Annotated in this window: 24 protein-coding genes; 7 read left to right on the forward strand and 17 right to left on the reverse strand. The window is 72.9% G+C overall.

The features are described 5' to 3' along the window. Positions 1–39: 39 nt before the first annotated feature. The 5 genes from OG432_RS25165 to OG432_RS25185 form a co-directional block, all read right to left on the reverse strand. Positions 40–1,326, reverse strand: a complete 1,287-nt coding sequence (locus OG432_RS25165) for a glutamate synthase-related protein (protein ID WP_328313231.1) — start codon at positions 1,324–1,326, stop codon at positions 40–42. Beyond that, positions 1,323–2,315, reverse strand: coding sequence for an asparagine synthetase A (locus OG432_RS25170; protein WP_328313232.1), 993 nt, complete (start codon positions 2,313–2,315; stop codon positions 1,323–1,325). The genes OG432_RS25165 and OG432_RS25170 overlap by 4 nt, the downstream gene beginning before the upstream one ends. A gap of 163 nt (positions 2,316–2,478) precedes the next feature. Further along, entirely contained in the window at positions 2,479–3,741 is a 1,263-nt protein-coding gene (locus OG432_RS25175; RefSeq protein WP_328313233.1) for a methylaspartate mutase, read from the reverse strand. After that, positions 3,738–4,130 carry a cobalamin B12-binding domain-containing protein gene (locus OG432_RS25180; RefSeq protein WP_443058601.1) on the reverse strand — a complete coding sequence of 131 codons (393 nt, stop codon included), beginning with the start codon at positions 4,128–4,130 and terminating at the stop codon, positions 3,738–3,740. Before OG432_RS25180 ends, OG432_RS25175 begins: the two co-directional genes overlap by 4 nt. Positions 4,131–4,247: 117 nt before the next feature. After that, a complete protein-coding gene (locus OG432_RS25185) occupies positions 4,248–5,561 on the reverse strand; it encodes a helix-turn-helix domain-containing protein (RefSeq protein ID WP_328313235.1) in 1,314 nt (437 codons plus the stop codon). A gap of 251 nt (positions 5,562–5,812) precedes the next feature. Between OG432_RS25185 and OG432_RS25190 the strand changes: the two genes are divergently transcribed. Further along, positions 5,813–6,016: a hypothetical protein gene (locus OG432_RS25190; RefSeq protein WP_328313236.1), complete on the forward strand. Its 204-nt coding sequence runs from the start codon at positions 5,813–5,815 to the stop codon at positions 6,014–6,016. A 64-nt stretch (positions 6,017–6,080) separates the two neighbouring features. Here the strand turns inward: OG432_RS25190 and OG432_RS25195 are convergent, their stop codons facing one another. Continuing rightward, positions 6,081–9,092 (reverse strand): AfsR/SARP family transcriptional regulator, encoded by a 3,012-nt coding sequence (locus OG432_RS25195; RefSeq protein ID WP_328313237.1) that lies wholly within the window; start codon positions 9,090–9,092, stop codon positions 6,081–6,083. 435 nt (positions 9,093–9,527) lie between these two features. Between OG432_RS25195 and OG432_RS25200 the strand changes: the two genes are divergently transcribed. Both OG432_RS25200 and OG432_RS25205 read left to right on the forward strand, forming a co-directional pair. Continuing rightward, positions 9,528–9,722 carry a hypothetical protein gene (locus OG432_RS25200; RefSeq protein WP_328313238.1) on the forward strand — a complete coding sequence of 65 codons (195 nt, stop codon included), beginning with the start codon at positions 9,528–9,530 and terminating at the stop codon, positions 9,720–9,722. 184 nt (positions 9,723–9,906) lie between these two features. Next, the gene (locus OG432_RS25205) at positions 9,907–10,233 is read left to right on the forward strand and encodes a nuclear transport factor 2 family protein (protein ID WP_328313239.1); all 327 of its coding nucleotides are present in this window, start codon (positions 9,907–9,909) and stop codon (positions 10,231–10,233) included. Positions 10,234–10,264: 31 nt separating this feature from the next. Here the strand turns inward: OG432_RS25205 and OG432_RS25210 are convergent, their stop codons facing one another. Together OG432_RS25210 and OG432_RS25215 are read right to left on the reverse strand one after the other, a co-directional pair. Next, entirely contained in the window at positions 10,265–11,143 is an 879-nt protein-coding gene (locus OG432_RS25210; RefSeq protein ID WP_328313240.1) for a PhzF family phenazine biosynthesis protein, read from the reverse strand. An 89-nt stretch (positions 11,144–11,232) separates the two neighbouring features. After that, positions 11,233–11,994, reverse strand: coding sequence for an SDR family oxidoreductase (locus OG432_RS25215; RefSeq protein WP_328313241.1), 762 nt, complete (start codon positions 11,992–11,994; stop codon positions 11,233–11,235). Positions 11,995–12,175: 181 nt separating this feature from the next. Here OG432_RS25215 and OG432_RS25220 point away from each other — a divergent pair, with 181 nt between their 5' ends. Together OG432_RS25220 and OG432_RS25225 are read left to right on the forward strand one after the other, a co-directional pair. Then, positions 12,176–13,561 carry a Bcr/CflA family multidrug efflux MFS transporter gene (locus OG432_RS25220; RefSeq protein ID WP_328313242.1) on the forward strand — a complete coding sequence of 462 codons (1,386 nt, stop codon included), beginning with the start codon at positions 12,176–12,178 and terminating at the stop codon, positions 13,559–13,561. A gap of 10 nt (positions 13,562–13,571) precedes the next feature. Beyond that, positions 13,572–14,597 carry a small ribosomal subunit Rsm22 family protein gene (locus OG432_RS25225; protein WP_328313243.1) on the forward strand — a complete coding sequence of 342 codons (1,026 nt, stop codon included), beginning with the start codon at positions 13,572–13,574 and terminating at the stop codon, positions 14,595–14,597. 38 nt (positions 14,598–14,635) lie between these two features. Here the strand turns inward: OG432_RS25225 and ddaH are convergent, their stop codons facing one another. Further along, on the reverse strand, positions 14,636–15,535 hold the full coding sequence (gene ddaH, locus OG432_RS25230) for a dimethylargininase (RefSeq protein ID WP_443058450.1): 900 nt from the start codon (positions 15,533–15,535) through the stop codon (positions 14,636–14,638). Between the two features lie 330 nt (positions 15,536–15,865). Between ddaH and OG432_RS25235 the strand changes: the two genes are divergently transcribed. Then, positions 15,866–16,603, forward strand: a complete 738-nt coding sequence (locus OG432_RS25235) for a bifunctional DNA primase/polymerase (protein ID WP_328313245.1) — start codon at positions 15,866–15,868, stop codon at positions 16,601–16,603. 371 nt (positions 16,604–16,974) lie between these two features. On the opposite strand, the gene OG432_RS25240 is transcribed toward OG432_RS25235, so the two are convergent. The 6 genes from OG432_RS25240 to map all read right to left on the reverse strand — a co-directional run bounded on the left by OG432_RS25240 (position 16,975) and on the right by map (position 23,286). Next, the gene (locus OG432_RS25240) at positions 16,975–17,946 is read right to left on the reverse strand and encodes a hypothetical protein (RefSeq protein WP_328315229.1); all 972 of its coding nucleotides are present in this window, start codon (positions 17,944–17,946) and stop codon (positions 16,975–16,977) included. Continuing rightward, positions 17,834–18,808, reverse strand: coding sequence for an iron uptake transporter permease EfeU (efeU, locus tag OG432_RS25245; RefSeq protein ID WP_328313246.1), 975 nt, complete (start codon positions 18,806–18,808; stop codon positions 17,834–17,836). The genes OG432_RS25240 and efeU overlap by 113 nt, the downstream gene beginning before the upstream one ends. A 9-nt stretch (positions 18,809–18,817) precedes the next feature. Further along, positions 18,818–20,080 (reverse strand): iron uptake transporter deferrochelatase/peroxidase subunit, encoded by a 1,263-nt coding sequence (gene efeB / locus OG432_RS25250; protein WP_328313247.1) that lies wholly within the window; start codon positions 20,078–20,080, stop codon positions 18,818–18,820. A gap of 25 nt (positions 20,081–20,105) precedes the next feature. Next, entirely contained in the window at positions 20,106–21,251 is a 1,146-nt protein-coding gene (gene efeO, locus OG432_RS25255) for an iron uptake system protein EfeO (protein ID WP_328313248.1), read from the reverse strand. A gap of 350 nt (positions 21,252–21,601) precedes the next feature. Next, complete coding sequence (locus OG432_RS25260) at positions 21,602–22,231, reverse strand: biliverdin-producing heme oxygenase (protein ID WP_328315230.1); 630 nt, start codon at positions 22,229–22,231, stop codon at positions 21,602–21,604. Between the two features lie 185 nt (positions 22,232–22,416). Beyond that, positions 22,417–23,286 carry a type I methionyl aminopeptidase gene (gene map / locus OG432_RS25265; protein ID WP_328313249.1) on the reverse strand — a complete coding sequence of 290 codons (870 nt, stop codon included), beginning with the start codon at positions 23,284–23,286 and terminating at the stop codon, positions 22,417–22,419. A 174-nt stretch (positions 23,287–23,460) separates the two neighbouring features. Here map and OG432_RS25270 point away from each other — a divergent pair, with 174 nt between their 5' ends. After that, a complete protein-coding gene (locus tag OG432_RS25270) occupies positions 23,461–23,691 on the forward strand; it encodes a hypothetical protein (protein WP_328313250.1) in 231 nt (76 codons plus the stop codon). Positions 23,692–23,802: 111 nt separating this feature from the next. Here OG432_RS25270 and OG432_RS25275 read toward each other — a convergent pair whose 3' ends face one another. Next, the gene (locus OG432_RS25275; RefSeq protein WP_328313251.1) at positions 23,803–24,129 is read right to left on the reverse strand and encodes a MerR family transcriptional regulator; all 327 of its coding nucleotides are present in this window, start codon (positions 24,127–24,129) and stop codon (positions 23,803–23,805) included. A 419-nt stretch (positions 24,130–24,548) separates the two neighbouring features. Then, positions 24,549–25,847: an MFS transporter gene (locus OG432_RS25280; protein WP_328313252.1), complete on the reverse strand. Its 1,299-nt coding sequence runs from the start codon at positions 25,845–25,847 to the stop codon at positions 24,549–24,551. Between the last annotated feature and the right edge of the window lie 52 nt (positions 25,848–25,899).

Below are 25,899 nucleotides of genomic sequence, written 5' to 3' on the forward strand. Positions count from 1 at the left end.
CGGGGACGGGCCTCGCGGCGCCAGGGTCCTTCGTCCGGATCAGGCCAGGCACGAGCCGGCGAAGAGGTCCTGACGGCCGGGCGTCCAGACGTCGTCCGGATCCAGCGCGTCGGCGGAGTACTTCCCCAACGCGCTGATGAGGAGCCGCAGTTCGGCGGCCAGGCAGTCCAGGAACCGGATCAGTCCCCGGTCCGGATCCTCGGCCACCGCGAGCAGCGCGGCCCGCCCCAGGCCCACCGCGCGGGCGCCCAGGGCGAGGCTCTTGGCGGCCCGGCAGCCCTCCCACATCCGGCCCGACACCAGCAGGCACGGCGGCGGGTCGGCCGCGAGGCGGTGCAGCGCGGCGGAGAGCGGCAGGCCGACCTGCGCGGTGAAGGCGAGCGGCGCCCAGCCGGTGCCGCCCTCGGCGCCGTCCACGGTGACCGCGTCGGCGCCGGCGTCGACGGCGACCCTGGCGGCCTCGGCCACGTCCCGCCCGGGGTGCAGCTTGACCCAGACCCGTGCGCGCGGGAAGTTGTTGCGCATCAGCCGGATCTGCTGGCGCAGGATCTCCGCGGTGAAGGTGCCGGGACTGCTGGAGCGCAGGACATGGCCCCCGCCCAGGATCTCCGCGTCGAGCCCGAACCGGCCCTCCAGGCGGCCGGCCCGCGCCGCGTCCAGGACGGTCATGCCCCCGAGCCCCGGCTTGGCCCCCTGCCCGGTCTTCAGCTCGAAGGCGAGCCGGCCGGAGTCGAGCAGCGGACGGGCCGCGGGGTCGCTGTAGACGAGGTTCCACACCTCCGCGTCGGCGTCCTCGGTGCTCTGCTGCACCGCCACGCCGCCGCTGCCGTCGGGCAGTTCACCCGCGTACGCGCTCAGCCGGCCCAGCAGGGAGCGCGAGGCGTCCTCGTCCAGGCGGCCGTACCCGTCGACCGGGACCACGTTCTCCCCGATGACCATCGGGACGCCCGCGGCGCCGGCCTGGCGGCTGAGGGCAAGGCCCGGGTCGCCGCCCGCGGCGCGGGTGGAGCCGAGCGCCGACACGTACACCGGCAGCGGGGCGGTGAACCCGCCGATCGTGGTGGTGAGGTCGACGTCGCCGTACAGCGGCTCGCGCCCCAGCTCGATCAGCTTCGCGAGCCGGCCCTCCATGAAGACGGGCGGAACCAGACGCATCGCGTCCAGTTCGTCGCCGACGGCCGGTGCGGTGGCGCCGAACAGCACCCGCCCGTAGGACTCGGCCGGCGGGAAGGCGGCCGCAGCGCCGGTCCGGGCGCGGCGGCGCACCTCCTCCTCGGGGAAACCGGGGGCGGTCACCGTCGCGAGGGTGTCCACGGTCGCGGTCACGGCGAGACCACCCCGGGGAGCTTGGGGAAGGCGCTGGCCTGCCAGGCCGCGTCGCGGCCCGCGACGTACCGCGTCAGCCGCTCGACGCCGATGCCGAAGCCCGAGCTCGCGGGCACGCCCTCGCGCACCAGGTCCAGGTACCAGCGGTACTTGTCCGGGTTCTCGCCGGTCTCGCGGATCCGGGTGACGATGGCGGCGTAGTCGTTGGTCCGCTCGCTGCCGCTGCACAGTTCGCCGTAGCCCTCGGGCGCGATCAGGTCGAAGTTGCGCAGCACGCCGGGTTCGGTGCGGGACTCGCGGTCGTAGAAGCCGCGCGAGCCCTTGGGATAGTCGGTCACGAAGAACGGGCGGCTCGCCTTGTCCGAAAGCAGCGCCTCGCCCGCCCAGTCGATCTCCGCGTCCGGGTTCTGGTCGTGTCCCGACGCCCGCAGGCCGGCGACCGCCTCGGCGTGCGTGGTCCGGCCGAAGCCGCCGCGCAGCAGGTCGGCGAACGCGTCGACGTCGCGGCCCAGCAGGGCGAAGTCGTCGGGCAGCGCGGCACTGGTGCGGCCCACCACATGGACCACGAGCTCCTCCAGGAGGTCGAGCACCTGGTCCCGCCCCGCGCCCGCGACCTCCACGTCCAGCTGGTGGAACTCGGCGAGGTGCCGGTGGGTGTCGGTGGTCTCCAGCGGCTCCAGGCGGACGTTGGGGGCGATGCAGAAGATCTTGTCGAAGGCGAGCAGGGAGGCCTGCTTGTAGAGGATGGCGCTGGTCATGAGCTTGTAGCGGTGGCCGTAGAAGTCGACGTCGACCTGCTTGGCGCCGCGGGAGCCGGGATCGGTGACCGGGCCGATCACCGGCGGGAGCAGCTCGGTGAATCCGGCCGCCGTGAGGAACTCGCGGGCGGCACCCAGCAGATGGTTCTGGATCCGCAGGGTGCTGCGGGTCGCGGGAGAGGTGAGGTGCGCCCGGGGAGCGGGCAGGGGTGAGCGGACGTCGTCGGGCATGGTGGGTCTCCGGTCGTCGGGTTCGCTGAAGGGGGGCGCCTGTACGGGCGTGGGCCGGGCCGAGTGGTGCGGGCGTGGGCCGGGCCGAGTGGTGCGGGCGGTGCGGGCGGTGCGGGCGGTGCGGGCGGTGCGGGTCGGGCAGGTGGTGCGGGCGGGGCGGTGGTCATACGCCGCTGAAGGCCCGTTGGTCGAAGGTGCGCCGCACGTGGGAGAGGGCGCCGAGCAGATCGGCGGAGCCGACGATCGCCCGCCCGCCCCGCACCCGTCGGCCCGGCAGCGGCAGCGCCCCGGTCTCGGCCCACTGGAGGCGGCCCTCGGAGTCGAGGAGGCTGCGCACCCGGCCCGCGTTGTCGGGATGGAGGCAGTACGGAACGTCCAGGTATCCCTTGGCGAAGGCGAGCACCAGCGCCCGGCCGATGTCGTCGTCGAGATCGAGGACGGCCTCGACCAGCGCCCGCGCCTCGGCGTGGATCCCCGTGTCGGGGACCGGCCCGGCGGACGGGGGCGTCGCGGCGGCGGTGGCGGCGGCGGTCTCCAGGGCGCGGACGTTCTCCTCGACGGTCGGGATCCGGTGCGCCTCGGCCGTCGTCTTCACCACGAGCCGGGCCGCGCCGGTGCGCACCGCGAGCCGGGCCGCCTCGTCCAGGAGCAGTTGGGCGCCGCCCGGCGAGAGCGGGTACAGGCCCATGTAGGCGTAGAGCACCACGTGCCAGTCCACGTCCGGCAACAGCTCGGCCGCGAGCGCCGCGAGGACGGTGAGGGCCTCCTCGTCCTGGTGGGCGTTGGCCTGCTGGGCGTAGCTGAGCGAGATGCTGCGCAGGCCGTGCCGGCGGAAGAAGAGCGCTTCGAGGACGCTGAGGGCGACCAGCAGCGCGGGCGGGCAGAGCTGGCCCATCATGCAGCCGCCGAAGGTCTCCAGGTGCGGCAGGACATCACCCTGGTGCGCCTCGGCCAGCAGGCCGCAGCACCGCTCCCAGTCGGCCACCGCGGTGGCCAGCGGGACGCGGCTGTAGGGCAGGCAGTACGAGACGGGGCCGCCCTCGGTCGCGTGCAGCCCGCAGGCCTGGAGCGCGGCGAAGACCGGTCCTGGACGGGCCGAGCCGTGCCGGACCTGGACCGGGAAGTCCGGCCCGCAGATCCCTTCGAGGACGCCCCGGGTGACCCGGGGCGCGTGGGTGGCGATGGGGTAGCCGTTGAGCGGGGCGCCCTGCGCCACCGCCCGCCGGGCCGCGGCCAGTTCACCGGTCCTGGTGTAGCTGTCCACGGTGATGGTGCCGACCGTGGTGGCCGCGGCGAGGCGCGTGGCGTGCAGGCCCGCACGCATCGGGCCGGGGCGGCTCATCCCCATGCGCGGCTGCACGACCAGGGTGCCCGCGGCCCGCGCACGGGCCACGAAGCCGCCGAACGAGACCGGGGGCGCCGTCATGCCGCCACCGCGGTCGAGCGGCGTGACAGGTACGACGTGAACCGGCCGATCGCCCCGGTCCCGGTGAAGACCTCGTCGAAGCCGGCCTTCCGCAAGGCGTGGCCCGCCTGCGCGTCGGCCTCGTCGGTGATGCCGAGCTTCCCGCCGATCACCGTGGGCGTGGCGAGGAGTTCGGGCTCCGCGCGCAGCCGCGCGATCACCCGCAGACCGTCCAGCCGGCCGTGTCCGTTCACGCTGCTGAGCACGATCAGGTCCGGTCTCGCACGTCTGCAGTGGTCGACGAGCAGGTCGTCGGGGACGCAGGCCCCCAGGTTGGTGACCCGGTGTCCGTGTTCCTCCAGCAGGAGTTGGAGGTACACCAGGTTCCAGGTGTGCGCGTCCGACGCCATGGTCGATACGACGATGTCCAGGGCTTCGGGCGCGGCGGCGGTGAACGTCACGGCAATCCTCGTCAGGTGGTGTGGTCGGTAAGGGGCGCGGGCAAGGGAGGGGCCGGCGGGGGAGGGTCAGGAAGCGAGCGCTTCCACGAGCGCCCGCGCGGTGTGCCCGCCGGCGGCCGGGGCAGGGGCGAGGGCCCCGGCCGGTTCCCGGCACACGGCGCGCGAGAGGTTGAGGACGGCGAAGCGGGCACCGTCCCGGGACGGAACCAGCCGGACCAGGCCGCGCAGCAGCAGCTCGTGCACCGTCTGGAGGAACTCCGGCGCCGAGTGCCCGCTCGACGCGACGGCCTCGTCCACCGACCAGTCGCGCGCCGACACGGCAAGGAGCACCAGCAACTCCCGCTGCCGCTCGGTCAGCAGGCGGTGCGCCTCGTCCAGGGCGTGGCGCAGGTCGCCGCGTTCGCACAGGGTCACCGGCGGCGCGGGCAGGCTGAAGGGGGTGGCGGCCAGCCTGGCCAGCAGCGAGGCGGGCGACTCCAGCAGCGTCCAGCCCGCGGCGTACTCCAGGGCCCGGGGCAGCCCGTCCAGGTACCGGCAGAGTTCGGCGATCTCGGGCCGGTCGGCCGGGTCGAGCGCCAGACCGGGGCGCAGCCGCCGCATATGGGCCAGGAGCAGACGCGCGGCCGCGCTCTCCATGGCGTCGGCGGGGTCGGTGCCCGGTCCGGGCACCGACAGCGGCGCCAGCGGGACCACCTGTTCGCCGTCCAGCCCCAGCGGCGTCCTGGAGGTGATCAGGACCCGCACCTCGGGGCAGTGGCGGAACAGGTCGTCCAGGACGGCGGATCCGACGGTGGCGTCGGCTCCGTCGAGGACCAGCAGCGTGGGCCGGTCGCCGATCAGGCCGGCGAGGGAGTCGAACCGGCCCGGCCCGCCGGGCGTGCCCGTCCGGCTCGCGGGGCCGGCACCGGCCGCCGTGGCCTCCCGCCCGCAGGCCACCCAGCGGACCGGCCATCCGGCCGACTGGTGCACGCGCCAGGCCACGTCCAGCGCGAGCCGGGACTTGCCCACGCCGCCGAGACCGACCAGGGACAGCAGGCGGTCGCCGTGCGCGGTCAGGGCCTGGGTGAGGGTCTCGGCCTCTGCCTCCCGCCCGATGATCGCGCCCCGCGGCGCGGGCGGCGCGACCGTCTCCTCGACGTGGGCCCGCCGGCGTGCCGCGGCCTCGAAGACGGAGCGCGTGCGGCCCCGCAGACCGAGGGCGTCCGCCACCAGGCGCACCGTCTCCTGGCGCGGGCGCTGCACGCGGCCCGCCTCCATGTCCCGTACGGCCCGCACGCTGAGCGACGCGTGGTCGGCCAGGCACTGCTGGGTGAGGCCCGCCCGTTCCCGCTGGAACTTGAGCAGCTCCCCGAAACTGGACACCGCCGGTACGCCGTCCATGCCGATCCTCCCCGGTCACACGCTGGTCGATGACGTGCGGGGCCGTGGCCGGCCGCCGCACGGCACCGATGGTCACCGAGGGGGATCTACGCCGGCTCGTCGTCGCGTGACGGGCCCGGCGACGGCGCGTGACCCGACGAATATCGGCTGTATATCGGCGGCGGCCAGACTCGGTGACGAGCGAACGGGGCGGACCGGCCCGGGACCTCACTCACCTCACGAACACGCCACGGCAGAGCGGACGGCAACCCATGATGCAGCGTTCCCCCAAGACCTCGATCAAGCGCAGGGCCGCCGTTGTGGTCACCTCGATCTGTGCGGGCGTCCTGCTGGGCACCGCGTCCTACTCGGCCGTGGCGGTCGACCACCACCGGCCCGTCACCGTTCAGGCCGACGGCGTGAGCGGCGGCGGACGGACCTCCGACCCGCAGGAGTGGAACAGCACGGGCGGCTGAACACCGCGCGGTCGACGAAGGGGAGCGGCCCGGCGGACTTTCCGCCGGGCCGCTCGTGCGTCGGTCAGGCGTCGGCCGGGGCGGAGAGCAGCCCGGCGATACGGGTCGCCTCGTGTGCCTCGGGCAGGCCGAGCCGGGCGAACACGCTCTGCGCGTCCTTGAGCCGGGCGAGCCCCGCCTCGCGGTCCCCGAGGTCGGCCAGCACCTGACCGATCACCAGGAGCGAGTGCCCGCGCTCGCGTTCCAGGCCGAGCTCCTCGCAGAGCGCGAGGGCCCGCTCGGCCTCGGCCAGGGCGACATCGAGCGACCCCCGCACCCGCAGCGTCTCGGCCAGCCGGAACCTCGCCTGCGCCTCGCGCCCGCGGATCCGGGCCGAGCCGCACATGTCCAGGCACCGGGTGAAGCTGGTGACGGCCTCCGGGTACCGGCCGGCCTCGTGCATCGCCATGCCGTGCACGTACCAGGCGTAGGAGATGCCGTGCGGGTCCTCCAGCGTGTGCAGTTGGGCCAGCACCCGCTCGCAGGAGGCGGCGGCTTCCTCCGGCAGACCACTGCGCAGCCGCGCGTGGGCCGCGTTCAGGGTGGTCACCAGCTCGCCGGAGCGGTGCCCCAGCTCCCGGGCGAGCTCGATCGCCCGGTCGTAGCATTCGACCGCGTCGCCGTAGCGCTGCTGGTACTGGGCGATCAGGCCCCGGTCGTTGAGCAGCTGCCGCAGGATGACCTTGTCGCCGACCCGTCGGCAGGCGTCGGTCGCGAGCCGCGCGTGCAGCTCGGCCTCGGCGAGCTGGGTGAAGTGCAGGGCGGCGTTGCCGCACACGAACCGGGCCCGCCCCTCGGCCTGGTCGTCGCCCTGCAGGGCCGCCGTCTCCGCCACCATCCGTGCGGCGGCCGCGAGTTGGGTGTACGACACGTCCCGCGCGAACGGGGTGAGGCAGACCAGCAGATCGGCGGCGGTGCGCAGGACGCGCGGGTCCCTGCCCGGGGTGCTCCGGGCGGCGAGGGCGATCGCGGTGGTGGCACAGTCGAACTCCGACACCACCCAGGCGCGCGCCTCGGCCAGGGAGGGGAAGGCCGGACGGGGCCGGACGCCGTGACCGAGCACGGCACCCACCGGATCGCCGGGCACCATGATCTGGAAGGCGGCGCAGGCACCGGCGAGCAGGTGGTCGAGCAGCCGGCGCAGGACCGCGCCCTCCTCCGTGCCCTCCCGCGTGCCGTCCTCCGTGCCGTCCGGCCCGTCCCCGGACGCCGCCGGGTGCTCGCCGCCGAGCTGCAGCGCGAACGAGCGGACCAGGTCGTGGTAGCGGTAGCGGCTGGGCAGCGGCGCCTCCAGCATGGCCGCGTCGACCAGCGACTCCAGCAGCTCCTCCGCATCCATCGGGTCGAGACCGAGGGCCGCCGCGGCGCTCTCCAGGCCGATGCCGGCCCGGGTGACCGGCGCGAGCAGCCGGAACGAGCTCGCCTGATCGCCGGTCAGCTGGTGGTATCCGAGCTCGAAGGCGGCCGCCACGGCGAGGTCACCGGCCCGCAGTTCGCTGATCCGCCGGCGCTCGTCGGCGAGCCGGCCGGTCATCGACGCGATGGTCCAGCGCGGCCGGGCGGCGAGCCGGGCCGCCATGATCCGTACGGCCAGCGGGAGATGACCGCAGAGCGCCACCAGCTCGACCGCGGCACCGGGCTCCTCCGCCACCCGCTGGGCGCCGGCGACCTCCCGCAGGAGCCCCAGCGCTTCTTCCGTGTCGAACACGTCGAGGTCGGTCTGGAAGGTGGCCGGCAGGCCGGTGAGTCTCGCTCTGCTGGTGACGATCACCCCGCACTCGGCGGACCCCGGCAGCAGCGGTCTGATCTGCGCGGGGTCGCGGGCGTTGTCCAGCGTCAACAGGACCCGGCGGCCGTCCAGCGTGGTGCGCAGCAGCCGGGCGCGGTCCTCCGGCGACGTCGGCACCCCGGGACCGGGGACGCCGAGCGCGGTGAGGAAGCTGCCGAGCACGGTGCCCGGGTCGGCCGGCTCCAGGCTGTTGCCGCGCAGATCGACGTAGAGCTGTCCGTCGGGGAAGTGCCGCTTGACCAGATGCGCACCCATCACGGCCAGGGTGCTCTTGCCGATGCCGCCCATGCCGGTGATGGAGACCACCGGGAGCGAGACCCGCTCCGGGCTTCCGAGCGCGTCGCACAGCGCATCGAGGGCGGCGGCGCGGCCGGTGAAGTCCGCGGTGGCGGGCGGCAGTTGGGCCGGCCGCCCGGTCGGCGGCCGCTGCGGGGGCTCGGCGGCCGGCGGCTCGACCGCGACGACGCCCCGCTCCCGGGGTGCCGCGAGCAGCAGCGGATCGCTCGCGAGGATCCGCTCGTGCAGCGCGCACAGTTCGGGCCCCGGGTCGATGCCCAGTTCCTCGGCCAGCACGTGCCGCGCCCGACCGAACGCCGCCAGCGCCTCGGCCTGCCGCCCCGTCGCGTACAGCGCCCGCATCAGGAAGCCGTAGGGCCGCTCCTGCATCGGGTACTCGTGGGTGAAGGCGATGAGCTCCGGTATGAGCAGCTCGTGGCGTCTCTCGCGCAGGTGGTGGTCGAAGCGCTCCTCGATGAGGGTGAGCCGCAGCGCGACGAGCCGGGACCGCTGCTGCTCGGCGAAGGGTCCGGGCACGCCGGCCAGCGGCTCGCCCTGCCACAGGGCGAGGGCCTCGGTCAGCAGGCGGCCGCACTCCGCCTCGTCGCCCGCGTCCCTGGCCCGTACGGCGCCGGCCGCCAGCTCCTCGGCGCGCACCGCGTCCACCGCGTCCGGGTCGACGAGCAGTTGGTAGCCGTCCCGCAGGGAGACCAGGCGCCGGGGCGTGGAGCGGTCCTCCTCGACGATCCGCCGCAGCCGCCACGCGTAGGTGCGCAGGCTCGCCAGCGCGGAGTCCGGCGCCGCTTCTCCCCAGATCGCGGCGATCAGCTCGTGGGCGGCCGCGGCCCGCCCCGACCGCAGGAGCAGCGCCGCGAGCAGGGCCTGCTGCTGGGGTGCCCCGGTCGCGAAGTCGGCCTCACCGCGCATGACCCGTACGGCACCCAACACCGTGAACCGGATGTCCTTGCTCATGAAACCAGCGCCCCCTCGCTCCGCTGCCGCCCCCATCCGGCGGCGCACTGCTCTCGCGCCCCGAACCCCCAGGGAAGTATCCATCACCGCCCTCGCAACGCCATGGCTGAGGCGATACTCGTCCGTATATGAGGGCTTGTGGGGCGGCCCCGGCCCGGCGGCGCAGGGTTTCCCCCGGTACGCCTCCGGTCGGCCCGGCGCCGCGGCTTCCCGGCGCGGCCGCGCCCGGCACACCGTCCGGACAGGACTCCGCCGAGCCGCCGCGCGCACCCGCCCCCACCAGCATCCATCGCCCTGTGTGACCGCCCGTTCATCCTCCGTGTGGCGGAACGCCCCCCGCGGTCGTAGCGTGATCTGCGGCACCGACCGGAAGCCGCGCTCCGACCATGCGGCGGGTGCCGCACACGTCGACTCGGGGACACGAGGTGAAACGCCGTGCCTTCCCTGCACTTTCCCGTGATGCTCGCGCTCGCAGCGGGCGCCCTCTTCCTCTGGCGCAAAGGCGGCACCAAGCTGTCCCACGCGCTCATCTGCGCCGGATTCGGTTTCTGTCTCGCCGATACGGCCGTGGCTCCTTCGCTGCACACCGCGCTCAACTCCGTCACCGGCATGCTCGGGCAACTTGGCTGAGGCGGCCCGCGCGGACGTGGAGGGGCAGCACCGCGACGGTGCGGCGGTGTACGTCCCGCAGACGCTCCCCAGCACGCACCACGGCCGACACCCGCCGACGGCACCACAGCCGGGCACCCACCGACAGCACCACAGCCGGCACCACCGACAGGCTCACCGACAGCCCCACCGACCGGGAGAGATCGTGACCATCGCCATCGACAAGCTGACCGACCCGGCCGTACGGGCCTTCGTCGGCGCCCTCAACTCCGGTGACCGCGATGCCTTCACCGCGGCCCTGGCCCCCGGAGCCACCATGTCCGACGACGGCGCGGACCGCGACGTCGCCGACTGGACCGAGCGCGAGATCTTCTCCTCCGGCGGCCACATGGACATCGAGAACCAGACCCGCGACGGGCTCGCCCTGGTCGCCAACTACCGCAACGACACGTGGGGCGAGATGCGCACCGCCTGGCGCTTCACCGTCGACGGCGACGGCAGGATCAGCCGCTTCGAGACCGGTCAGGCCTGACCCGTCCCGTCCCGGCCGGGCCCGCCGTCGCTCACGCCGTGATGCGCGTGCCCACGCCGCTCACCCGCACCCGGGGATCGCCCGCGTGCAGCGTCACCGTGAGCTCGCCGGGACGGCCGAGGTCCTCGCCCTGGTACAGGGTCAGCACCGACTCCTCGGCGACCAGGCCCAGTTCACGCGCGTACGCCCCGAACGCGGCGGCCGCCGCCCCCGTGGCCGGGTCCTCCACGACGCCGCCGACCGGGAACGGATCGCGGACGTGGAACACCGAGTCCGAGGCGCGCCACACGAGCTGGACGGTGGTCAGGTCGAGCCGGTGCATCAGCGCCGTCAGCCGGTCGACGTCGTACGCCAGGTCCGCGAGGCGTTCGCGGGTGGCCGCGCCCAGGACCAGATGGCGGGCGCCGGCGAACGCGATCCGGGGCGCGATCGCGGGGTCGAGATCCCCGGCCGGCCAGTCGAGGGCGGCCAACGCCTCGGCGAGATCCTCCGCCCCGACCGGCTCGGAGTGCGGCTCGACGCTGGTCAGGGTGGCGCGAAGGCGGCCGCTCGCCGGGTCGTGGGCGACGGTCACCGGCACCGTGCCGGCAGGTGTCGCGAACGTCAGCTCCCCGGTCCCGATCCGCTCGCCCAGCGCGATCGCCGTCGCCACGGTGGCGTGCCCGCAGAACGGCACCTCGGCCTTCGGGCTGAAGAACCGCAGCGTGAACGCGCGGCCCGGCTCCCCGAGCCCCTGCGGCGGCGCCGTCAAGAACGCCGACTCGCTGTAGCCGAGCGTGGCGGCGATCGCCAGCATCGCGGCGTCGTCGAGCCCGGCGGCGTCCAGGACGACCCCGGCCGGGTTGCCCCCGGCGGGGTCGCTCGCGAAGGCGGTGTAGCGGAGGATCCCGGGCTGCGTGTCGTTCGTCATGACCGGCCCAACTCCCCATCCCGCGCGCCTATTCCGGCCACCCCGGCGTGGTCGGACGCGGAGGGTCCCAGCCGTACGCGGAGGTGCGCTCAGCCGCGCCCGATGTACGGCATCGTCGTGGCGAGCACGGTCGCGAACTGGATGTTCGCCTCCAGCGGCAGCTCCGCCATGTGCACCACCGTGCGCGCCACGTCCCGCGCGTCCATCACCGGCTCCACCGCCAGCTCCCCGTTGGCCTGCGGGATGCCGGTCTGCATGCGCTGCGTCATCTCGGTCGCGGCGTTGCCGATGTCGATCTGTCCCACGGCGATCCGGTACGGGCGGCCGTCCAGGGAGAGCGACTTGGTCAGTCCGGTCATCGCGTGCTTGGTCGCCGTGTACGCCACCGAGTTCGGCCGGGGTGCGTGCGCCGAGATCGACCCGTTGTTGATGATCCGGCCACCCTGGGGGGTCTGCTCCTTCATCGCGCGGAACGCCGCCTGGGCGCAGAGGAAGGCGCCGGTCAGATTCACGTCCACGACCGAGCGCCACGCCTCGTAGGACAGGTCCTCGACGGGCACCCCGCCGGGCCCGAACGTGCCCGCGTTGTTGAAGAGCAGATCCAGCCGCCCGTGCGCCGAGAGCGCCGCCGAGAACAGCGCGTTCACGTCGTCCGGTGAGGTCACGTCCGTCACTACGCTCAGGACGCGGGCCGTGGGGCCCGCCAGCGCGGCGGTCTCGTCGAGCGCCTCGGCGCGGCGCCCCGCCAGCGCCACCGACCAGCCCGCGCCGGCCAGCGCGAGCGCCACGGAGCGGCCGATGCCGGACCCGGCCCCGGTCACGACGGCAGACTTCTGCGAGGTGATGTCCATGGCCACGGAGCGTACGGGAGGGCGCGTTTCGTGAGACGGCACGTCCGCGATGTGGGAGCCGCGCGCCGTCGGCCGGACCGGTGTGACCCGTCCCTCCCCCCCGTCACGGTCCGGGTGGTCCCGCCACCGCGAGCGGGCTGCGACGATGGTCATTCGTTGCAACTTTCAAGGAGATACCTCGATGCCGGAGCGCGGCGGCCAGGACGGCCAGGGCCCCCTGTCGACCCCCTCGACCCCCATACCGACCACGGCCGACGCGGCGCCCGCCGGGACAGGTCCGGCCGGCAGGCCCCCCGCGGCCACCGCGGCCGTCCGCCGCACGAGCCTCCTCGTCACGCTCGTCCTCGGCGGGCTCACCGCGCTCCCGCCGCTGTCCATGGACATGTACCTGCCGGCGCTGCCCGAGGTCACCGACGCGCTGCGCGCGCCCGCCGCGACCGTCCAGCTCACCCTCACCGCGTGCCTGGCCGGCATGGCGCTCGGCCAGCTCGTCGTCGGGCCCATGAGCGACAAGTGGGGGCGGCGCCGCCCGCTCCTCGTCGGCATGATCGTGTACGTCCTGGCCACCGCGGTGTGCGCGTTCGCGCCCGACATCGAACTGCTCATCGCCTTCCGCCTGTTGCAGGGCCTGGCCGGAGCCGCCGGCATCGTCATCGCCCGAGCCGTGGTGCGCGACCTCTACGACGGGGTCGAGATGGCCCGGTTCTTCTCCACCCTGATGCTGATATCCGGCGTCGCGCCCGTGGTCGCCCCGCTGATCGGCGGACAGGTGCTGCGGCTGACCGACTGGCGGGGCGTCTTCGCCGTCCTGACCGTCATCGGGGCCGTGCTCACCGCCGTCGTCTTCACATGGCTGCACGAGACGCTGCCCGCGGAGCGCCGCCACTCCGGCGGGGTGGGCGAGGCGCTGCGCACCATGGGCGGGCTGCTCAAGGACCGCGTGTTCACCGGCTACATGCTCGCGGGCGGCTTCGCCTTCGCCGCGCTGTTCGCCTACATATCGGCCTCGCCGTTCGTGGTGCAGGAGATCTACGGCGCGTCCCCGCAGACCTTCTCGCTGCTGTTCGGCCTGAACTCGGTCGGCCTCGTCGTCGTCGGCCAGATCAACGGCAAGCTCCTCATCGGCCGCGTCAGCCTCGACAAGGCGCTCGGCCTCGGCCTCGCCGTGATCACCCTGGCGGCCACCGCCCTGCTCCTCATGACGTCCGGAGCGTTCGGCGACGTGGGCCTCGCGCCGATCGCGGCCGGCCTGTTCGTGCTGATGTCGGCGATGGGTCTGGCGATGCCCAACACCAACGCCCAGGCCCTGATGCGCACCCCGAACGCCGCCGGCTCCGCCTCCGCACTGCTCGGCACCTCCTCCTTCCTGGTCGGCGCCGTGGCCTCGCCGCTCGTCGGCATCGCGGGCGACGCCACCGCCGTACCCATGGCGGTCGTGCAGCTCGCCTCCGCGGTCGCCGCGCTGCTGTGCTTCCTGCTCCTGTGCCGCCCCTGGCAGCGCGGACACGAGCCGCTCGCCGCGGCCGCCGCCCCGGCGGCGCGCAACGGGGCGCCGGGGCAAAAGTAGACTCCCCCCGGTGAACCACTCCCTCCCCATCCCGGACGTCCTGCGCTCGGCCCTGGCCGGACTGCTCGACGGGCTGCCGCCCTCGGGGACCGCGGGCGCCGTCGACCGGCTGATCAGCCACTACCGCGGCGTCGTCCCCACCCACGCCCCCGTGCTGCGCGACCGCTCCGACGTCGCCGCGTACGCCGCGTACCGCATGCCCGCCACCTTCGAGGCGGTACGCGCCGCCCTCGACGCGTTCCGGGACGCGGCCGGGCCGTGGACCCCCGCCACCCACACCGACATCGGCGGCGGCACCGGATCCGCGAGCTGGGCGGTCGCCGAGGCATGGCAGGACGCGACGTCACCCGTCGCCACCACGGTCCTCGACTGGGCGGAGCCCGCGCTCGCCGTCGGCCGTGAACTCGCCGAGGCCTCCGGGCTGCCGGGGCTGCGCACCGCCCGGTGGGAGCGCGCCCGCATCGGCTCGGCCCTCACCCTGGACGGTGCCGACCTCGTCACCGTCTCGTACGTCCTGAACGAACTCACCGCCGACGACCGGCGCACCCTGGTGGACGCGGCGGCCGGCGCCGCCACCGGAGCCGTCCTCATCGTGGAGCCGGGCACCCCCGACGGCTACGCCCGCGTCATCGAGGCACGCGACCGGCTGATCGCGGCGGGGCTGCACATCGCCGCGCCGTGCCCGCACAGCGCCGCCTGCCCCATCGAGCCCGGCACCGACTGGTGCCACTTCTCGGCCCGCGTCAGCCGCTCCTCCCTGCACCGCCAGGTCAAGGGCGGCTCCCTCGCCTTCGAGGACGAGAAGTTCAGCTATGTCGCCGCCACCCGTTTCCCGCCGGCGCCCGTCCCCGCGCGGATCACCCGGCGGCCCCAGATCCGCAAGGGCCAGGTGCTGCTCGACCTGTGCGTACGGGACGAGCGACTGGGCCGCGAGACGGTCAGCAAGCGGCACGGCCCGCTGTACCGGGCGGCCCGGGACGCGGAGTGGGGCGACGCGTGGCCACCCCACTCCGAGGACCCGGACTCCTCCTCCTAGCTAGCTTCCGGCTTCGAGCTTCCGGCCGGCCGGGCCGGTCAGGGACGCAGTTCCTGCGTGCAGCACTTCACGCTGCCGCCGCCCTTGAGCAGCTCGCCCAGATCCATGCCGATCGGCTCGTAGCCCCGTGCGCGCAGCGGGTCGTACAGGCCGACGGCGCCCTGGGGGAGCAGGACGTTGCGGCCGTCGCTCACCGCGTTGAGCCCGAGGGCCGCGGCGTCCGGTTCCTCGGCGATCAGGGCGTGCGGGAAGAGCCTGGACAGCACGGCCCGGCTGCCGGGGGAGAAGGCCGGCGGGTAGTACATGATCTCGTCGGCCGTGTCGTCGAGGACGCACAGGGCCGTGTCCAGGTGGTAGTAGCGCGGATCCACCAGGTCGAGGCCGATGACGGGGCGGCCGAAGAACTCCTGCGCCTCGTCGTGCGAGAGCGGGCTCGAACGGAAGCCGCGGCCGGCCAGCACATAGGAGTCCGTGACGGCGAAGTCTCCCTCGCCCTCGTTGATGTGGGCCGGCTCGTGGACGGTGGCGAAGCCGTGCGCGCGGAACCAGTCGCGGTGGACCTCGGCCTCCGCCGCCCGCTCGGCATGCGCGAAGCGGGCGCCGAGCACGCGGCCGTCGATCACGGTCGCGCCGTTGGCGGCGAAGACCATGTCGGGCAGGTCGGGGCGGGGGTCGAGCAGTTCGACGGTGTGGCCGAGCGCGCGGTAGCGGTCGCGCAGGTCCTCCCACTGGGCCAGGGCCAGCGGCAGATCGACGGGCTTCTCGGGGTCCATCCAGGGGTTGATGGAGTACGTGACCTTGAAGTGTGCCGGTGGGCACATCAGATAGCGCCGGGGTCTGGCGGTTCTCGGGGTACGGAGGTCACGGGCTGCAGGAGGCAATGAGGGCTCCTCACGGGCGACTTGGGCCGCACGGTCGTGCAGCCGCGTGCAGCCCATGGTCCGCCGTGGCGGGCGTCCGCGCAGTGCACCGTCCGGGTGTTTTTCTCCTGGCCCGTGCGGTTCATCCGTACGTCCACGGCACGCACGTCGCCGTACGCCTCTGCCGCGCCTGCCGTACCGGCGGTACGCGCGCTGTGCCGTAGCTCACGTGTGCGGCCCCGGCCCCGATTCGTCGTGCTCCGGCCATGCGCGGGCCGCCCGCAGGTCATGGGCGGGCCATGTCACACCCCCCGGATGTCCGGTGCGGTCACCCGGGGAGCAGGATGGTGGGACGATGTTCAGCGTGGACGAGAGTCCCTTGGGGTCGACCGTGAGGTGAGGGGATAGATGGGCGCCGAGTTCGGCCGTTCCCGCGGCGAGGAGAGCAAACTGTCCCGCTGGCTGCGCAGGCGGCCCAAGGACGTTCCGGGCGCGGACCAGGGCCGCCTCGGGCTGCTGCTGGCCGTGGCCGCCGCCGGTCTGCCGCTCGCGCCCGCCGCGTACCCCGTGGGTTTCCGGTGTTCCTGCGAGCGCGTCGGATGTCCCACGCCCGCCCGCCACCCCGTCTCCTTCGCCTGGCAGACGCAGTCGACGACCGACCCCGCCCAGATCGAACGGTGGGCGCTCGGCCAGCCCGAGGCCAATTTCATCACCGCGACCGGCATGGTCCACGACGTGCTCGACGTACCGCTCGACGCGGGGCGCGAGGCGCTGGCCCGGCTGCTGTCCGAGGGGATCGACGTCGGTCCCGTCGCCGAGGCGGCCGGCGAGGGCGACCACGGGCGGATGCTGTTCTTCACCGCGACGCGGGGCACGCCCGAGGACGAGGACGAGTGGTGGCCCTGCGAGCTCGACTGCCATCCCGAGACGATGGACGAGCATCCTGGGCTGCGGTGGCACTGCCGGGGGAGCTATGTGCTCGTGCCGCCTGCGCGATTGCCGGGGGAGCTTGAGGTGGCCTGGGTGCGGGGGCCGGAGCATGGGCTTCCGGATCCGCTGACGGTGCTTGAGGCGTTGACGGACGCGTGTGCCCGCTACGCGGGAGAGGCCGGCCCCCACGCCGCCGCCTGGCCCCTGGGCCGCTGACCCCCCTGGGGCTCCGCCCCGGACCCCGTTCGCCCGTTTTCCCACCCACCCGCCCGTGCGGCGGGTCGAGAGGCTCGGCCCCCTGGGGCTCCGCCCCGGACCCCGTTCGCGCCTTAAGGGCGCTCGTCGGGCTGAGGTTGCCCATCCTGCCCGGCACCGAGTGGTTAAGGGGCGCGGGGAACTGCGCGGGACGCGGGCACGGTCCGCGGACGAAGGCGGGGTCAGGGGCGCGGGGCACTGCGCGACCACCCCCCACCGGGCCGCACCCGAAAGCGAACCGAGTTTCTAGGGGCGCGGGGAACTGCGCGAGAAGCGGGCACGGTCCGCAGATGAACCGGGGTTTGCACGGGGCGCGGGGAGCTGGGCGAGGGCTATTCGCCTCGCACGCCCACCAGGCCCTGCACCCGGTTCGCCACCAGAACTTCCCCCTTCGCCGGCACCAGCGCCAGCTCGTTCGAGATCCACTCCCGGGTCAGGGACGACGTGGCCCGGCCCGTCAGGAGGGCCTTCTCGTCGGGGGTGATGTCCAGGCGGACCCCCTTCGCCACGGTCTGCCGCTCGAAGTGCCGGGCGGCGAAGAAGACCAGGGCCCGCCCGTCGGCCGTCCGCAAGGACAGCGGCGCGAAGTCCCCCTCGGACAGCGGCTGGTCGATGAACTGGCTGACCCGCCCCGACCGCACCGCGTCCTTGCGCCGCGCCTCCCGCCAGCCACTGGTGTGCTCGCCGTCCGCGAAGACGGGAGGCTTCCCGCCCTGGAGATAGGACGCGTAGTCCGCGCTGAGCTCCTTCGGCGCGACCGCGAGCGAGGTGTCGCCCGCCCGCACCGGCTCCGCCCAGCCGTCCTTGTCCTTCTTGAAGGCGGGCACGTCACCCGCGCCGAGGACCGACAGGTAGGCCAGCTTCCACCCCTGGTCGGGCCCGCCGCGCGTGAAGAGGAGCAGCCAGCGCGTGTCCCCGGGACCCTTGTCGTCCTGGTCGCGGTTGGAGTCGGTGTCGGCGACGAACCAGCGCGGCCAGCCGGCCTGCTTGGGTATCGCGTACGCGGTGTCGCCCAGCGCCAGCGGGGTGTACCGCGCGTTGCCGGACGGGCTCGTCACATGGCGGACCGAGAAGCCGGCCTGTGTCGTCGCGCCGAACGCGCCGGTGACCCGGCCCGCGTCGAGGGCCGGGTCGTAGGCCTTGTTGGCCCGGTTGTAGGCGTCGGTGAAGTCGGTGAGCGCCTGGGCCGCCTCAGCCCTCGTCGCCGACGGTACGACTTCCCGCTCCCCGTGCACCGTCACGCAGCCGCTCGCGGTCACCGTCAATACGGTCGCCGTCACGAGCCCCGCCGTCAGCCGACCCACCCTGCTCATGAACCGCCTTCTGTCCCTCGACGTTCGCAGCCCCCACGGACTTCCGGAACCCTACCGGGGCGAAGAACAGGCCGAGCGTGGGGATCAGGTACAGGACCCAGACGATCGACTGGAGGACGGTCGGGTCGGGCTGGAAGTTGAGGACACCCTTGAGGAGAGTGCCGTACCAGCTGTCCGGCGGGATCGTCGAACTGATGTCGAAGGCAAGGGAGTTGATGCCCGGCAGGAAGTCGGCCTCCTGCAGGTCGTGCACCCCGTACGCGAGGACGCCCGCCGCGACGACCACCAGCATGCCACCGGTCCACGTGAAGAACTTCGCCAGGTTGATCTTCAGGGCGCCGCGGTAGAACAGCCAGCCGAGGAACACCGCGGTGGCGAGGCCCAGCAGGGCGCCGATCATCGGCTGGGCGGTGCCGTTCTCGGAACCCGCCGCGTGCACCGAGGTCCACACGAACAGCGCGGTCTCCAGGCCCTCACGGCCCACCGCGAGGAACGCGGTCGCCACGAGCGCCCCGGTGCCCATCAGGAGCGCCGAGTCGAGCTTGCCCTGGAGCTCGCTCTTCAGGTGCCGCGCGGTGCGCCGCATCCAGAAGACCATCCAGGTGACCAGGCCCACGGCGATGATCGACAGCGAACCGCCGAGCCCCTCCTGCGCCTTGAAGGTCATTTCCTGGGAGCCGAATTCGAGACCCGCACCGAACGCGAACGCGACGATCACGGCTACCGCGATGCCGGCCCACACCGGCTTCAGGGCGTCCCTGCGGCCGGTCTTGACCAGGTAGGCGACCAGGATGCACACGACGAGGCTCGCTTCGAGTCCCTCGCGCAGGCCGATCAGATAGTTGGCGAACATGTCTTCCTCTCAGCCGAAGAGTCCCCGGCCCCACCAGTCGCCCTTGTCGCGGACGCCCGGCGGGACCGCGAAAATCGCCGAACCCACGTGCTGGATGTATTCGTTGAGCGCGTCATGGCGGGCCAGGGAGCGCTGGAGCGGCAGGAACCCCTTGCGCACGTCACGCTGGTACGCAAGGAAGAACAGGCCCGCGTCCAGGCGGCCGAGGCCGTCCGTGCCGTCCGTGAAGGAGTAGCCGCGGCGCAGGATGCGTACGCCGTCGTTGGAGTCGGGGTGCGCGAGGCGGACGTGCGCGGTCGGCTTCATCGCCTTCAGGAACGGCTCGTCGCGCTCCTTGGCCTTGCCGACCGGGGCGCCCTCGCCCTTGTCGCGGCCGAAGACGTCCTCCTGCTCCTGGAGCGAGGTGCGGTCCCACGTCTCGATGTGCATGCGGATGCGGCGGGCCACCAGGTAGGAGCCGCCGGTCATCCAGGCGGAGCCGTCCTTGGCGCCGACCCACACGTGGTCGTCGAGCGCCTTGGTGTCGGTGCCCGAGACGTTCCGGGTGCCGTCCTTGAAGCCCATCATGTTGCGCGGGGTCTGCGCGTCCGGCGTCGTCGACGACGTCTTGCCGAAGCCGAGCTGCGACCAGCGGATGGCGACCTTGCCCATGCCGATGCGGGCCAGGTTGCGGATCGCGTGCACCGCCACCTGCGGGTCGTCGGCGCAGGCCTGGACGCACAGGTCGCCGCCGCTGCGCCCCGGTTCGAGGTTGTCGCCGGGGAACTGCTCGATGTCGACGAGCGCCTCGGGCCGCTTGCCCTCCAGGCCGAAGCGGTCCTTGGCGAAGAGGGAGGGGCCGACGCCGAAGGTCAGGGTCAGCCGGCAGGGCCTGAGGCCGAGCGCCTCGCCGGTGTCGTCCGGCGGCGCCTCGGCGAGACCGCCGTAGGCGCCCTCGCCGACCGTCTTGCCCTCGGTCATCGCGGCGGCCGCCACCGTCCAGTCCTTGAGCAGCTGGACCAGCTCGGCGCGGTCCTTCGTCGTCACGTCGAAGGACGCGAAGTGCAGCCGGTCCTGGACGGCGGTGGCTATGCCGGCCTGGTGGTCGCCGTGGAAGGGCACCGCGGCGCCCGTGTCGGCGGCGGGCACCGCGTCGCTTCCACCGCCCTTCACGACGGCGACCGTGCCACCGGCCGCGGCGGCGCCCAGCGCGAGCCCCGCCCCGCCCCAGCCGAGCAGCGCCCGGCGTGAGGGGGACCTACCGGTCCCCGTGGCATCGGTCGTGTCGCTCATGACGGTTCTCCTCCTGGCTGCGGTGTTACTTCGCGACGGCTGCGGCGAGCTTCGAGAGCGGCTCGGCGAGCGCGTTCACGGCGTCGGAAAGCTGCTTGCGGTCACCATCGCTCACCTTGTCGTACGAAGTGAAATCGTAGGAGGTCTTGTCCGTGCGGTACTTGTCGAGAAGGGTGTTCAGGGAGGCGAACTGCTTGTCAAGCTCGGTGGTGAGCGCCGCGTCGTTCTTCGCGGCGACCGGCTTGAGCAGCTCGTACGCCTTCTGCGCGCCCTCGACGTTGCCCTTGAAGTCGGACAGGTCGGTGTGGCTGTAGCGGTCCTCCTCACCGGTGATCTTGCCGGTGGCGACCTCGTCGAGGAGTTCCTTGGCGCCGTTGGCCATCGAGGTCGGGGTGATCTCGGCGGTGCCGACCCGCTTCTGCCAGTCGGTCAGGTCCTTGTCCAGCTCGGTGGCGAGGGCCTTCTCGTCGTCGCCGATCTTGCCGTCGACCCAGAGGGACTTCTCCAGCCGGTGCCAGCCGGTCCACTTCTGGCCCTTCTCCAGGCCGTCCTCGCGGGTGTCGGTCTTCGGGTCGATGTCACCGAAGGACTCCGCGACCGGCTCGGTGCGCTCCCAGCCCAGGCGCGAGGGGGCGAACGCCTTCTTGGCGGCGTCCACGTCGCCGGCCCGCACCGCGTCGGTGAAGACCTTGACCTTGGGCAGGGTCTCGTCGGCCTGCTCCTGCGCGTACTTGCGGTACTCGGCGACGGCCGCGTCCAGCTGCGGGTTGCGCTTGACGGCGGTGCCGCCGGTGATGGTGACCTTCTGGCGGATGCCGTCGCCCTTCATGCCGGGCTTGCAGGCGACCTCGTACGAGCCGGCCTTCACCTCGGCGGTGAGCTGCTGCTTGAGGCCGGGGCCTATGTTCTCGCGCTCGGCGACGATGCGGTCGTCCGGGAACAGCAGGTAGACCTCGGTGACCTTGGAGCCCTTGTTCTCGATGTCGAACTTGACGTGCCCGGCCGGGAAGTCGGTCTTCGACAGCTTGCAGGCGCTGTCGGTGGCCGTCACCTGGACGGAGCCGTCGGCGCCGCCGGCCTTGGCATCGCTCTTGTCGGCGCAGCCCGTGACGGCGGTCAGGGCCGCGACGGCCGCGGCGGCGGTGACGACGGAAGTACGGACGGGTCGCATGCGGGCTCCACGCTGGGTTCAGGGTCGACAGGTCGACTGAGGCGGACCTAACTTAACCGAGCCTTACCTGACCGATACCCACTGGGTGCGTGATTCAGCTCTCACCGATCACAACGGGGCCACAAATCGAGCCGAACACCCCTCCCTGGGGCTCCGCCCCAGACCCCGTATCGCGCCTAAAGGGCGCTCGTCCTCAATTGCCGGACGGGCTGACTATGCCCGTGCGGGCCGGCACCGAGTAGTTAAGGGGCGCGGGGAACTGCGCGAGCGGCCACGCGCGGCCCGCACCCGAAAACAGGCCGTTCAAGGGGTGCGGGGAACTGCGCGAAACCGCCACCCCCCGCGGAGCGCTACGCGCTGAGGGGAAACTCCTCTCCGAGCTCCCTGAACACAGCCGTGTTCAAAGCGAAAGCCCGCTTGCACTCGTCGACGACCCGCCGCTTCTCCAGCTCGTCCACCGCCAGCGCATCGAGCCGCTCGCGGTAACCCCGCTTGAACGCCGCCGGGTTGGCGATCCCCTCGAAGACGTAGAACCGCACGCCGTCGCCCTTGCGGGCGAACCCCCACGTGCGCTCCGCCTTGTCGCGGATGATCTGGCCGCCCGACAGGTCGCCGAGGTAGCGGGTGTAGTGGTGGGCCACATATCCGGCCGGCCACGTCCGCGCGCACTCCGCGACGCGCTCGGCGTACGCGGCCGTCGAGGGCAGCGGGGTGGCCGTGCGCTGCCAGTCGGGCCCGCGCAGATGGGCCAGGTCCCGCTCCAGCTCGGCCGTGCGCATCAACGCCGGCTGGATGAAAGGCCCGGCCACCGGGTCGTCGGTGAGCGCCGCCGCGGCTTCCTCCAGGGCCCGGTACACGAACCAGAGCTGCTCGGTGTAGCGGGCGTAGGCGTCGACGCCGAGCCGGCCGCCCAGCAGGTCCCCCATGAACGTCGAGGTCTCCGCCTCCGTGTGCTGTTCGTGCGACGCGGTGCGGATCATCGTGGAGAACGGCGTGGTCACGGGCGTGGTCAAGGCGGGCCTCCGGGGACCGAGGGTGCGGGGACCAATCGGATCGTCCCAGGTTAGGGTTACCTAAGCCAATGGGTTCCCGACGTCCTGTCGGTAAAAATGTACCCGCTCGGCCACGGCATGACACGTGCGAGAAAAATGGCCCCGGGCCGGGGTCACGGCAGGGTGAGGATCTCCGTGCCGGTCTCCGTCACCACCAGCGTGTGCTCGAACTGGGCCGTCCGCTTGCGGTCCTTGGTGACGACCGTCCAGCCGTCCTCCCACATGTCGTACTCGTGGGTCCCGAGCGTCAGCATCGGCTCGATGGTGAAGGTCATGCCCGGCTTGATCACGGTCGTGGCGTGCGGGGCGTCGTAGTGCGGCACGATGAGCCCGGAGTGGAAGGCCGTGCTGATCCCGTGGCCCGTGAAGTCCCGTACGACGCCGTAGCCGAAGCGCTTGGCGTACGACTCGATGACGCGGCCGATGATGTTGATCTGGCGGCCGGGCCGGACGGCCTTGATCGCGCGGTCCAGGGACTCCCGGGTCCGCTCGACCAGCAGCCTGGACTCCTCGTCGACGTCGCCGCAGAAATACGTGGCGTTGTTGTCGCCGTGCACGCCCCCGATGTACGCGGTGACGTCCAGATTCACGATGTCGCCGTCCTTCAGGACGGTCGAGTCGGGGATGCCGTGGCAGATGACCTCGTTCACGGAGGAGCACAGCGACTTGGGGAAGCCGCGGTAGCCCAGGGTCGAGGGGTAGGCACCGTGGTCGCACATGAACTCGTGGGCGACCCGGTCGAGCTCGTCCGTGGTCACCCCCGGCGCGATGTGCTTGGCCGCCTCCTCCATCGCCCGCGCCGCGATCCGGCCCGCGGTCCGCATCAGCTCGATGGTTTCGGGGGTCTGCACTTCGGGGCCGGTGTACGGCGTGGGCATGGGCTTCCCGACGTACTCGGGACGCCGGATGTTGCCCGGGACGGAACGGGCCGGAGAGATCTCCCCGGGCGCGAGCAGGGACTGCGACTTCGGCTGGCCAGACATGCCGGCGAGTCTATCCAGCGGGTGTGGGGCAGCATGGCTTCGAGGTCCTCGGGGCACCTGTCCCCGGGGCGCCCGGTCCCGGTCCGCCCGGGTCCCCGGTCCACCCGGTCCCGGTTCCGGTCCACCCGGTTCCGGTCCACCCTCCCGGTCCACCGTTCCAGGAAGAGGCACCCCATGGCTCTGTTCAAGAGGCGCACCGTCGGCAAGCCCGGCGAGTGGTACTACTGCCTGACCCACCACAAGGTCGAGGAGGGCCCGGAGTGCCCGGCCAAGGACCGCTTCGGCCCGTACCAGAGCCGTGAGGAGGCCGAGCACGCGATGCAGAACGCGCAGGAGCGGAACCTGGAGTGGGAGAACGATCCCAAGTGGCACGACAAGTCGGCGTCGCAGGACGGCACCGACTGAGCCGTGCACGGCCGGCCCCGGTGATCGACCGGCCGCTCCCGCCCCGGTCGTCGCGGTGGACCTGGGGCGGGGGTGCGGGCCGCGCCGGAGCGACGAGCCCGTGGACGCGGCCTACGAATTCAGCGAGTCGGCGGCGCGGCGGTATTCGGCGTTGATGCGCTGGGCCTCTTCGAGCTGGTCCTCAAGGATGACGATCCGGCAGGCGGCCTCGATGGGTGTGCCCTGGTCGACGAGTTCGCGGGCTCGGGCGGCGACGCGCAGCTGGTAGCGCGAATAGCGGCGGTGGCCCCCGGCGGAGCGCAGCGGGGTGATGAGGCGGGCTTCGCCGATGGCGCGCAGGAAGCCCTGGGTGGTGCCGAGCATTTCGGCGGCCCTGCCCATGGTGTAGGCGGGATAGTCGTCGTCGTCGAGACGGCCGTTGAAGTCGTCTGCTGTCATTTGCACCTCTCCGTGAAACACGTTGAGGGGCTCCGGTGCCCTGTGGCACCGGAGCCCCGAAGGAACGGTTACACCATCTGCCGGCCGTGGTCCTGCGCCGACTCGCTGTTTCCGCGGACCCGACCGGTATGGCGTCGGGGGTGCGGGGATCGCAGTTGCTTGACCGGAGACCACCTCACTGTCGCGATGTCCTGCGGTACCCGGACTCGTATCGCACGTCCGGGCGATCCTGATGGCGTGGCTCCTCCGTTCTTCCCTCGGGGTTTCTCGATTGCGCCTACGAGAAAAACCATAGTCACGGCGCCTCTCAATGTCTACCGTGGCCGCCATAGATTTTCTGGTGTTCGACGGCGAGACAGTGCGCTTCGAACAGCGGAGCGTTCTGGCTCTCCCCGGCCGCGCGTACGGGCCGTGGGGCCCTAGACCGCCGTGGTGGTGGGCCGTTCGGCCGCGCGGCGGCGTGCCGCGTCCTCGTCGGTGGACGAGTCGTAGGTGATGAGCTTGGGCAGGGCGGAGGCAAGGAGTCCCACCACGGCCACGCATGCCACGCCGCCCGACCACACCGCCGTCCTGGTGCCGGTCCAGCCGGCCATCGCGCCCGCCCGGACCTGCCCGAGCTGCGGGCCGACGCTGTAGGAGAGCACCTCGATCCCGGCGAGACGGCCCCGCAGCTCCTCCGGGATCGTCTGGTTCCAGATCGTGGAGCGGCCGAGCCCGCTCAGCATGTCGCCGGCGCCCGCCACGCAGAGGCAGACGAGCACGAGCCAGATGTTGCCGAGCAGCCCCGCGCCGGTCATCGCCGTACCCCAGACCACCGCGCCGACCACGACGAACAGGCCGTGCCGCCGCACCCGCGAGGTCCAGCCGCTGGTGAGGCTGAGCAGCACCGAACCGGCCGAGCCCGCGGCGTACATCAGGCCCAGCGCCCAGTTCGCGTCCAGGCTGTCGGCGAGGAAGGGGAAGATCGCGTTCGGGAACGCGAAGAACATCGCGGCCAGGTCGACCGCGTAGGTCCCGAGCAGCACCGGGCGCGACCACGCGTAGCGGGCGCCCTCCGCTATGCCGCGCAGCGACGGCTTCTTCGCGTCGTGGGCCGGCGGCGCCGGGGTGAGGCGGGCACACATCACGACCGACACGGTGAAGGTGCCGATCGTCGTGGCGTACGCCGTGGCCGTGCCCGCGTACGCCACGACCAGGCCCGCGAGGGAGGGTCCCGCGATCGCGCCGAGCTGCCAGCGCAGCGCGTTGAGCGCGGCGGCCGCGGTCAGCTGGTCGTGCGGGACGATCCGGGCCATCAGCGAGTCGAGCGCCGGGCGTTGCAGACCGGCGAGCGCGGAGACGCCCGCGGCGACCACGTACAGCGGCCACAGCATCGGGCTCGGGAGCAGCGCGTTGACGAGCAGGACCAGCGCGAGCAGGCCGAGGCCCGCCTCGGTGGCGAGGATGACCTTGCGGCGGTCCACGGCGTCGGCGAGTGCGCCGCCGTACAGGCCGAAGACGACCAGCGGGACCAGTTCCACCGCGCCCATCGCGCCCACCGCGAGCGGTGAGTCCGTCAGCTCCTTGATCTGCAGCGGCAGCGCGACCATCGCCATGAAGCTGCCGAAGTTGGTGATCAGACCCTGCACCCAGAGCAGCCGGAAATCGGCGGAGGCCCGCCAGGGGGCGAGGTCGGGCAGGATCGAGCGCAGGCGGGACGCGGGAGGTTGTTCGGGCACGAGCGGCCATGCTCCGGGCCCGCGGCGCCGGACGCAAACGAATTAGCAGGCG

The sequence above is a fragment of the Streptomyces sp. NBC_00442 genome, assembly GCF_036014195.1.
GTDB lineage: Bacteria > Actinomycetota > Actinomycetes > Streptomycetales > Streptomycetaceae > Streptomyces.

What these genes read in the sequence shown, in the direction of transcription:
- OG432_RS25170 (WP_328313232.1), bottom strand. Translation starts at nt 2,315, where the DNA reads ATGCCCGACGACGTCCGCTCACCCCTGCCCGCTCCCCGGGCGCACCTC.
- OG432_RS25175 (WP_328313233.1), bottom strand. Translation starts at nt 3,741, where the DNA reads ATGACGGCGCCCCCGGTCTCGTTCGGCGGCTTCGTGGCCCGTGCGCGG.
- OG432_RS25180 (WP_443058601.1), bottom strand. Translation starts at nt 4,130, where the DNA reads ATGGCGTCGGACGCGCACACCTGGAACCTGGTGTACCTCCAACTCCTG.
- OG432_RS25185 (WP_328313235.1), bottom strand. Translation starts at nt 5,561, where the DNA reads ATGGACGGCGTACCGGCGGTGTCCAGTTTCGGGGAGCTGCTCAAGTTC.
- OG432_RS25190 (WP_328313236.1), top strand. Translation starts at nt 5,813, where the DNA reads ATGATGCAGCGTTCCCCCAAGACCTCGATCAAGCGCAGGGCCGCCGTT.
- OG432_RS25195 (WP_328313237.1), bottom strand. Translation starts at nt 9,092, where the DNA reads ATGAGCAAGGACATCCGGTTCACGGTGTTGGGTGCCGTACGGGTCATG.
- OG432_RS25210 (WP_328313240.1), bottom strand. Translation starts at nt 11,143, where the DNA reads ATGACGAACGACACGCAGCCCGGGATCCTCCGCTACACCGCCTTCGCG.
- OG432_RS25215 (WP_328313241.1), bottom strand. Translation starts at nt 11,994, where the DNA reads ATGGACATCACCTCGCAGAAGTCTGCCGTCGTGACCGGGGCCGGGTCC.
- OG432_RS25220 (WP_328313242.1), top strand. Translation starts at nt 12,176, where the DNA reads ATGCCGGAGCGCGGCGGCCAGGACGGCCAGGGCCCCCTGTCGACCCCC.
- ddaH (WP_443058450.1), bottom strand. Translation starts at nt 15,535, where the DNA reads ATGGGCTGCACGCGGCTGCACGACCGTGCGGCCCAAGTCGCCCGTGAG.
- OG432_RS25235 (WP_328313245.1), top strand. Translation starts at nt 15,866, where the DNA reads ATGGGCGCCGAGTTCGGCCGTTCCCGCGGCGAGGAGAGCAAACTGTCC.
- efeU (WP_328313246.1), bottom strand. Translation starts at nt 18,808, where the DNA reads ATGTTCGCCAACTATCTGATCGGCCTGCGCGAGGGACTCGAAGCGAGC.
- efeB (WP_328313247.1), bottom strand. Translation starts at nt 20,080, where the DNA reads ATGAGCGACACGACCGATGCCACGGGGACCGGTAGGTCCCCCTCACGC.
- efeO (WP_328313248.1), bottom strand. Translation starts at nt 21,251, where the DNA reads ATGCGACCCGTCCGTACTTCCGTCGTCACCGCCGCCGCGGCCGTCGCG.
- OG432_RS25260 (WP_328315230.1), bottom strand. Translation starts at nt 22,231, where the DNA reads ATGATCCGCACCGCGTCGCACGAACAGCACACGGAGGCGGAGACCTCG.
- map (WP_328313249.1), bottom strand. Translation starts at nt 23,286, where the DNA reads ATGTCTGGCCAGCCGAAGTCGCAGTCCCTGCTCGCGCCCGGGGAGATC.
- OG432_RS25270 (WP_328313250.1), top strand. Translation starts at nt 23,461, where the DNA reads ATGGCTCTGTTCAAGAGGCGCACCGTCGGCAAGCCCGGCGAGTGGTAC.
- OG432_RS25275 (WP_328313251.1), bottom strand. Translation starts at nt 24,129, where the DNA reads ATGACAGCAGACGACTTCAACGGCCGTCTCGACGACGACGACTATCCC.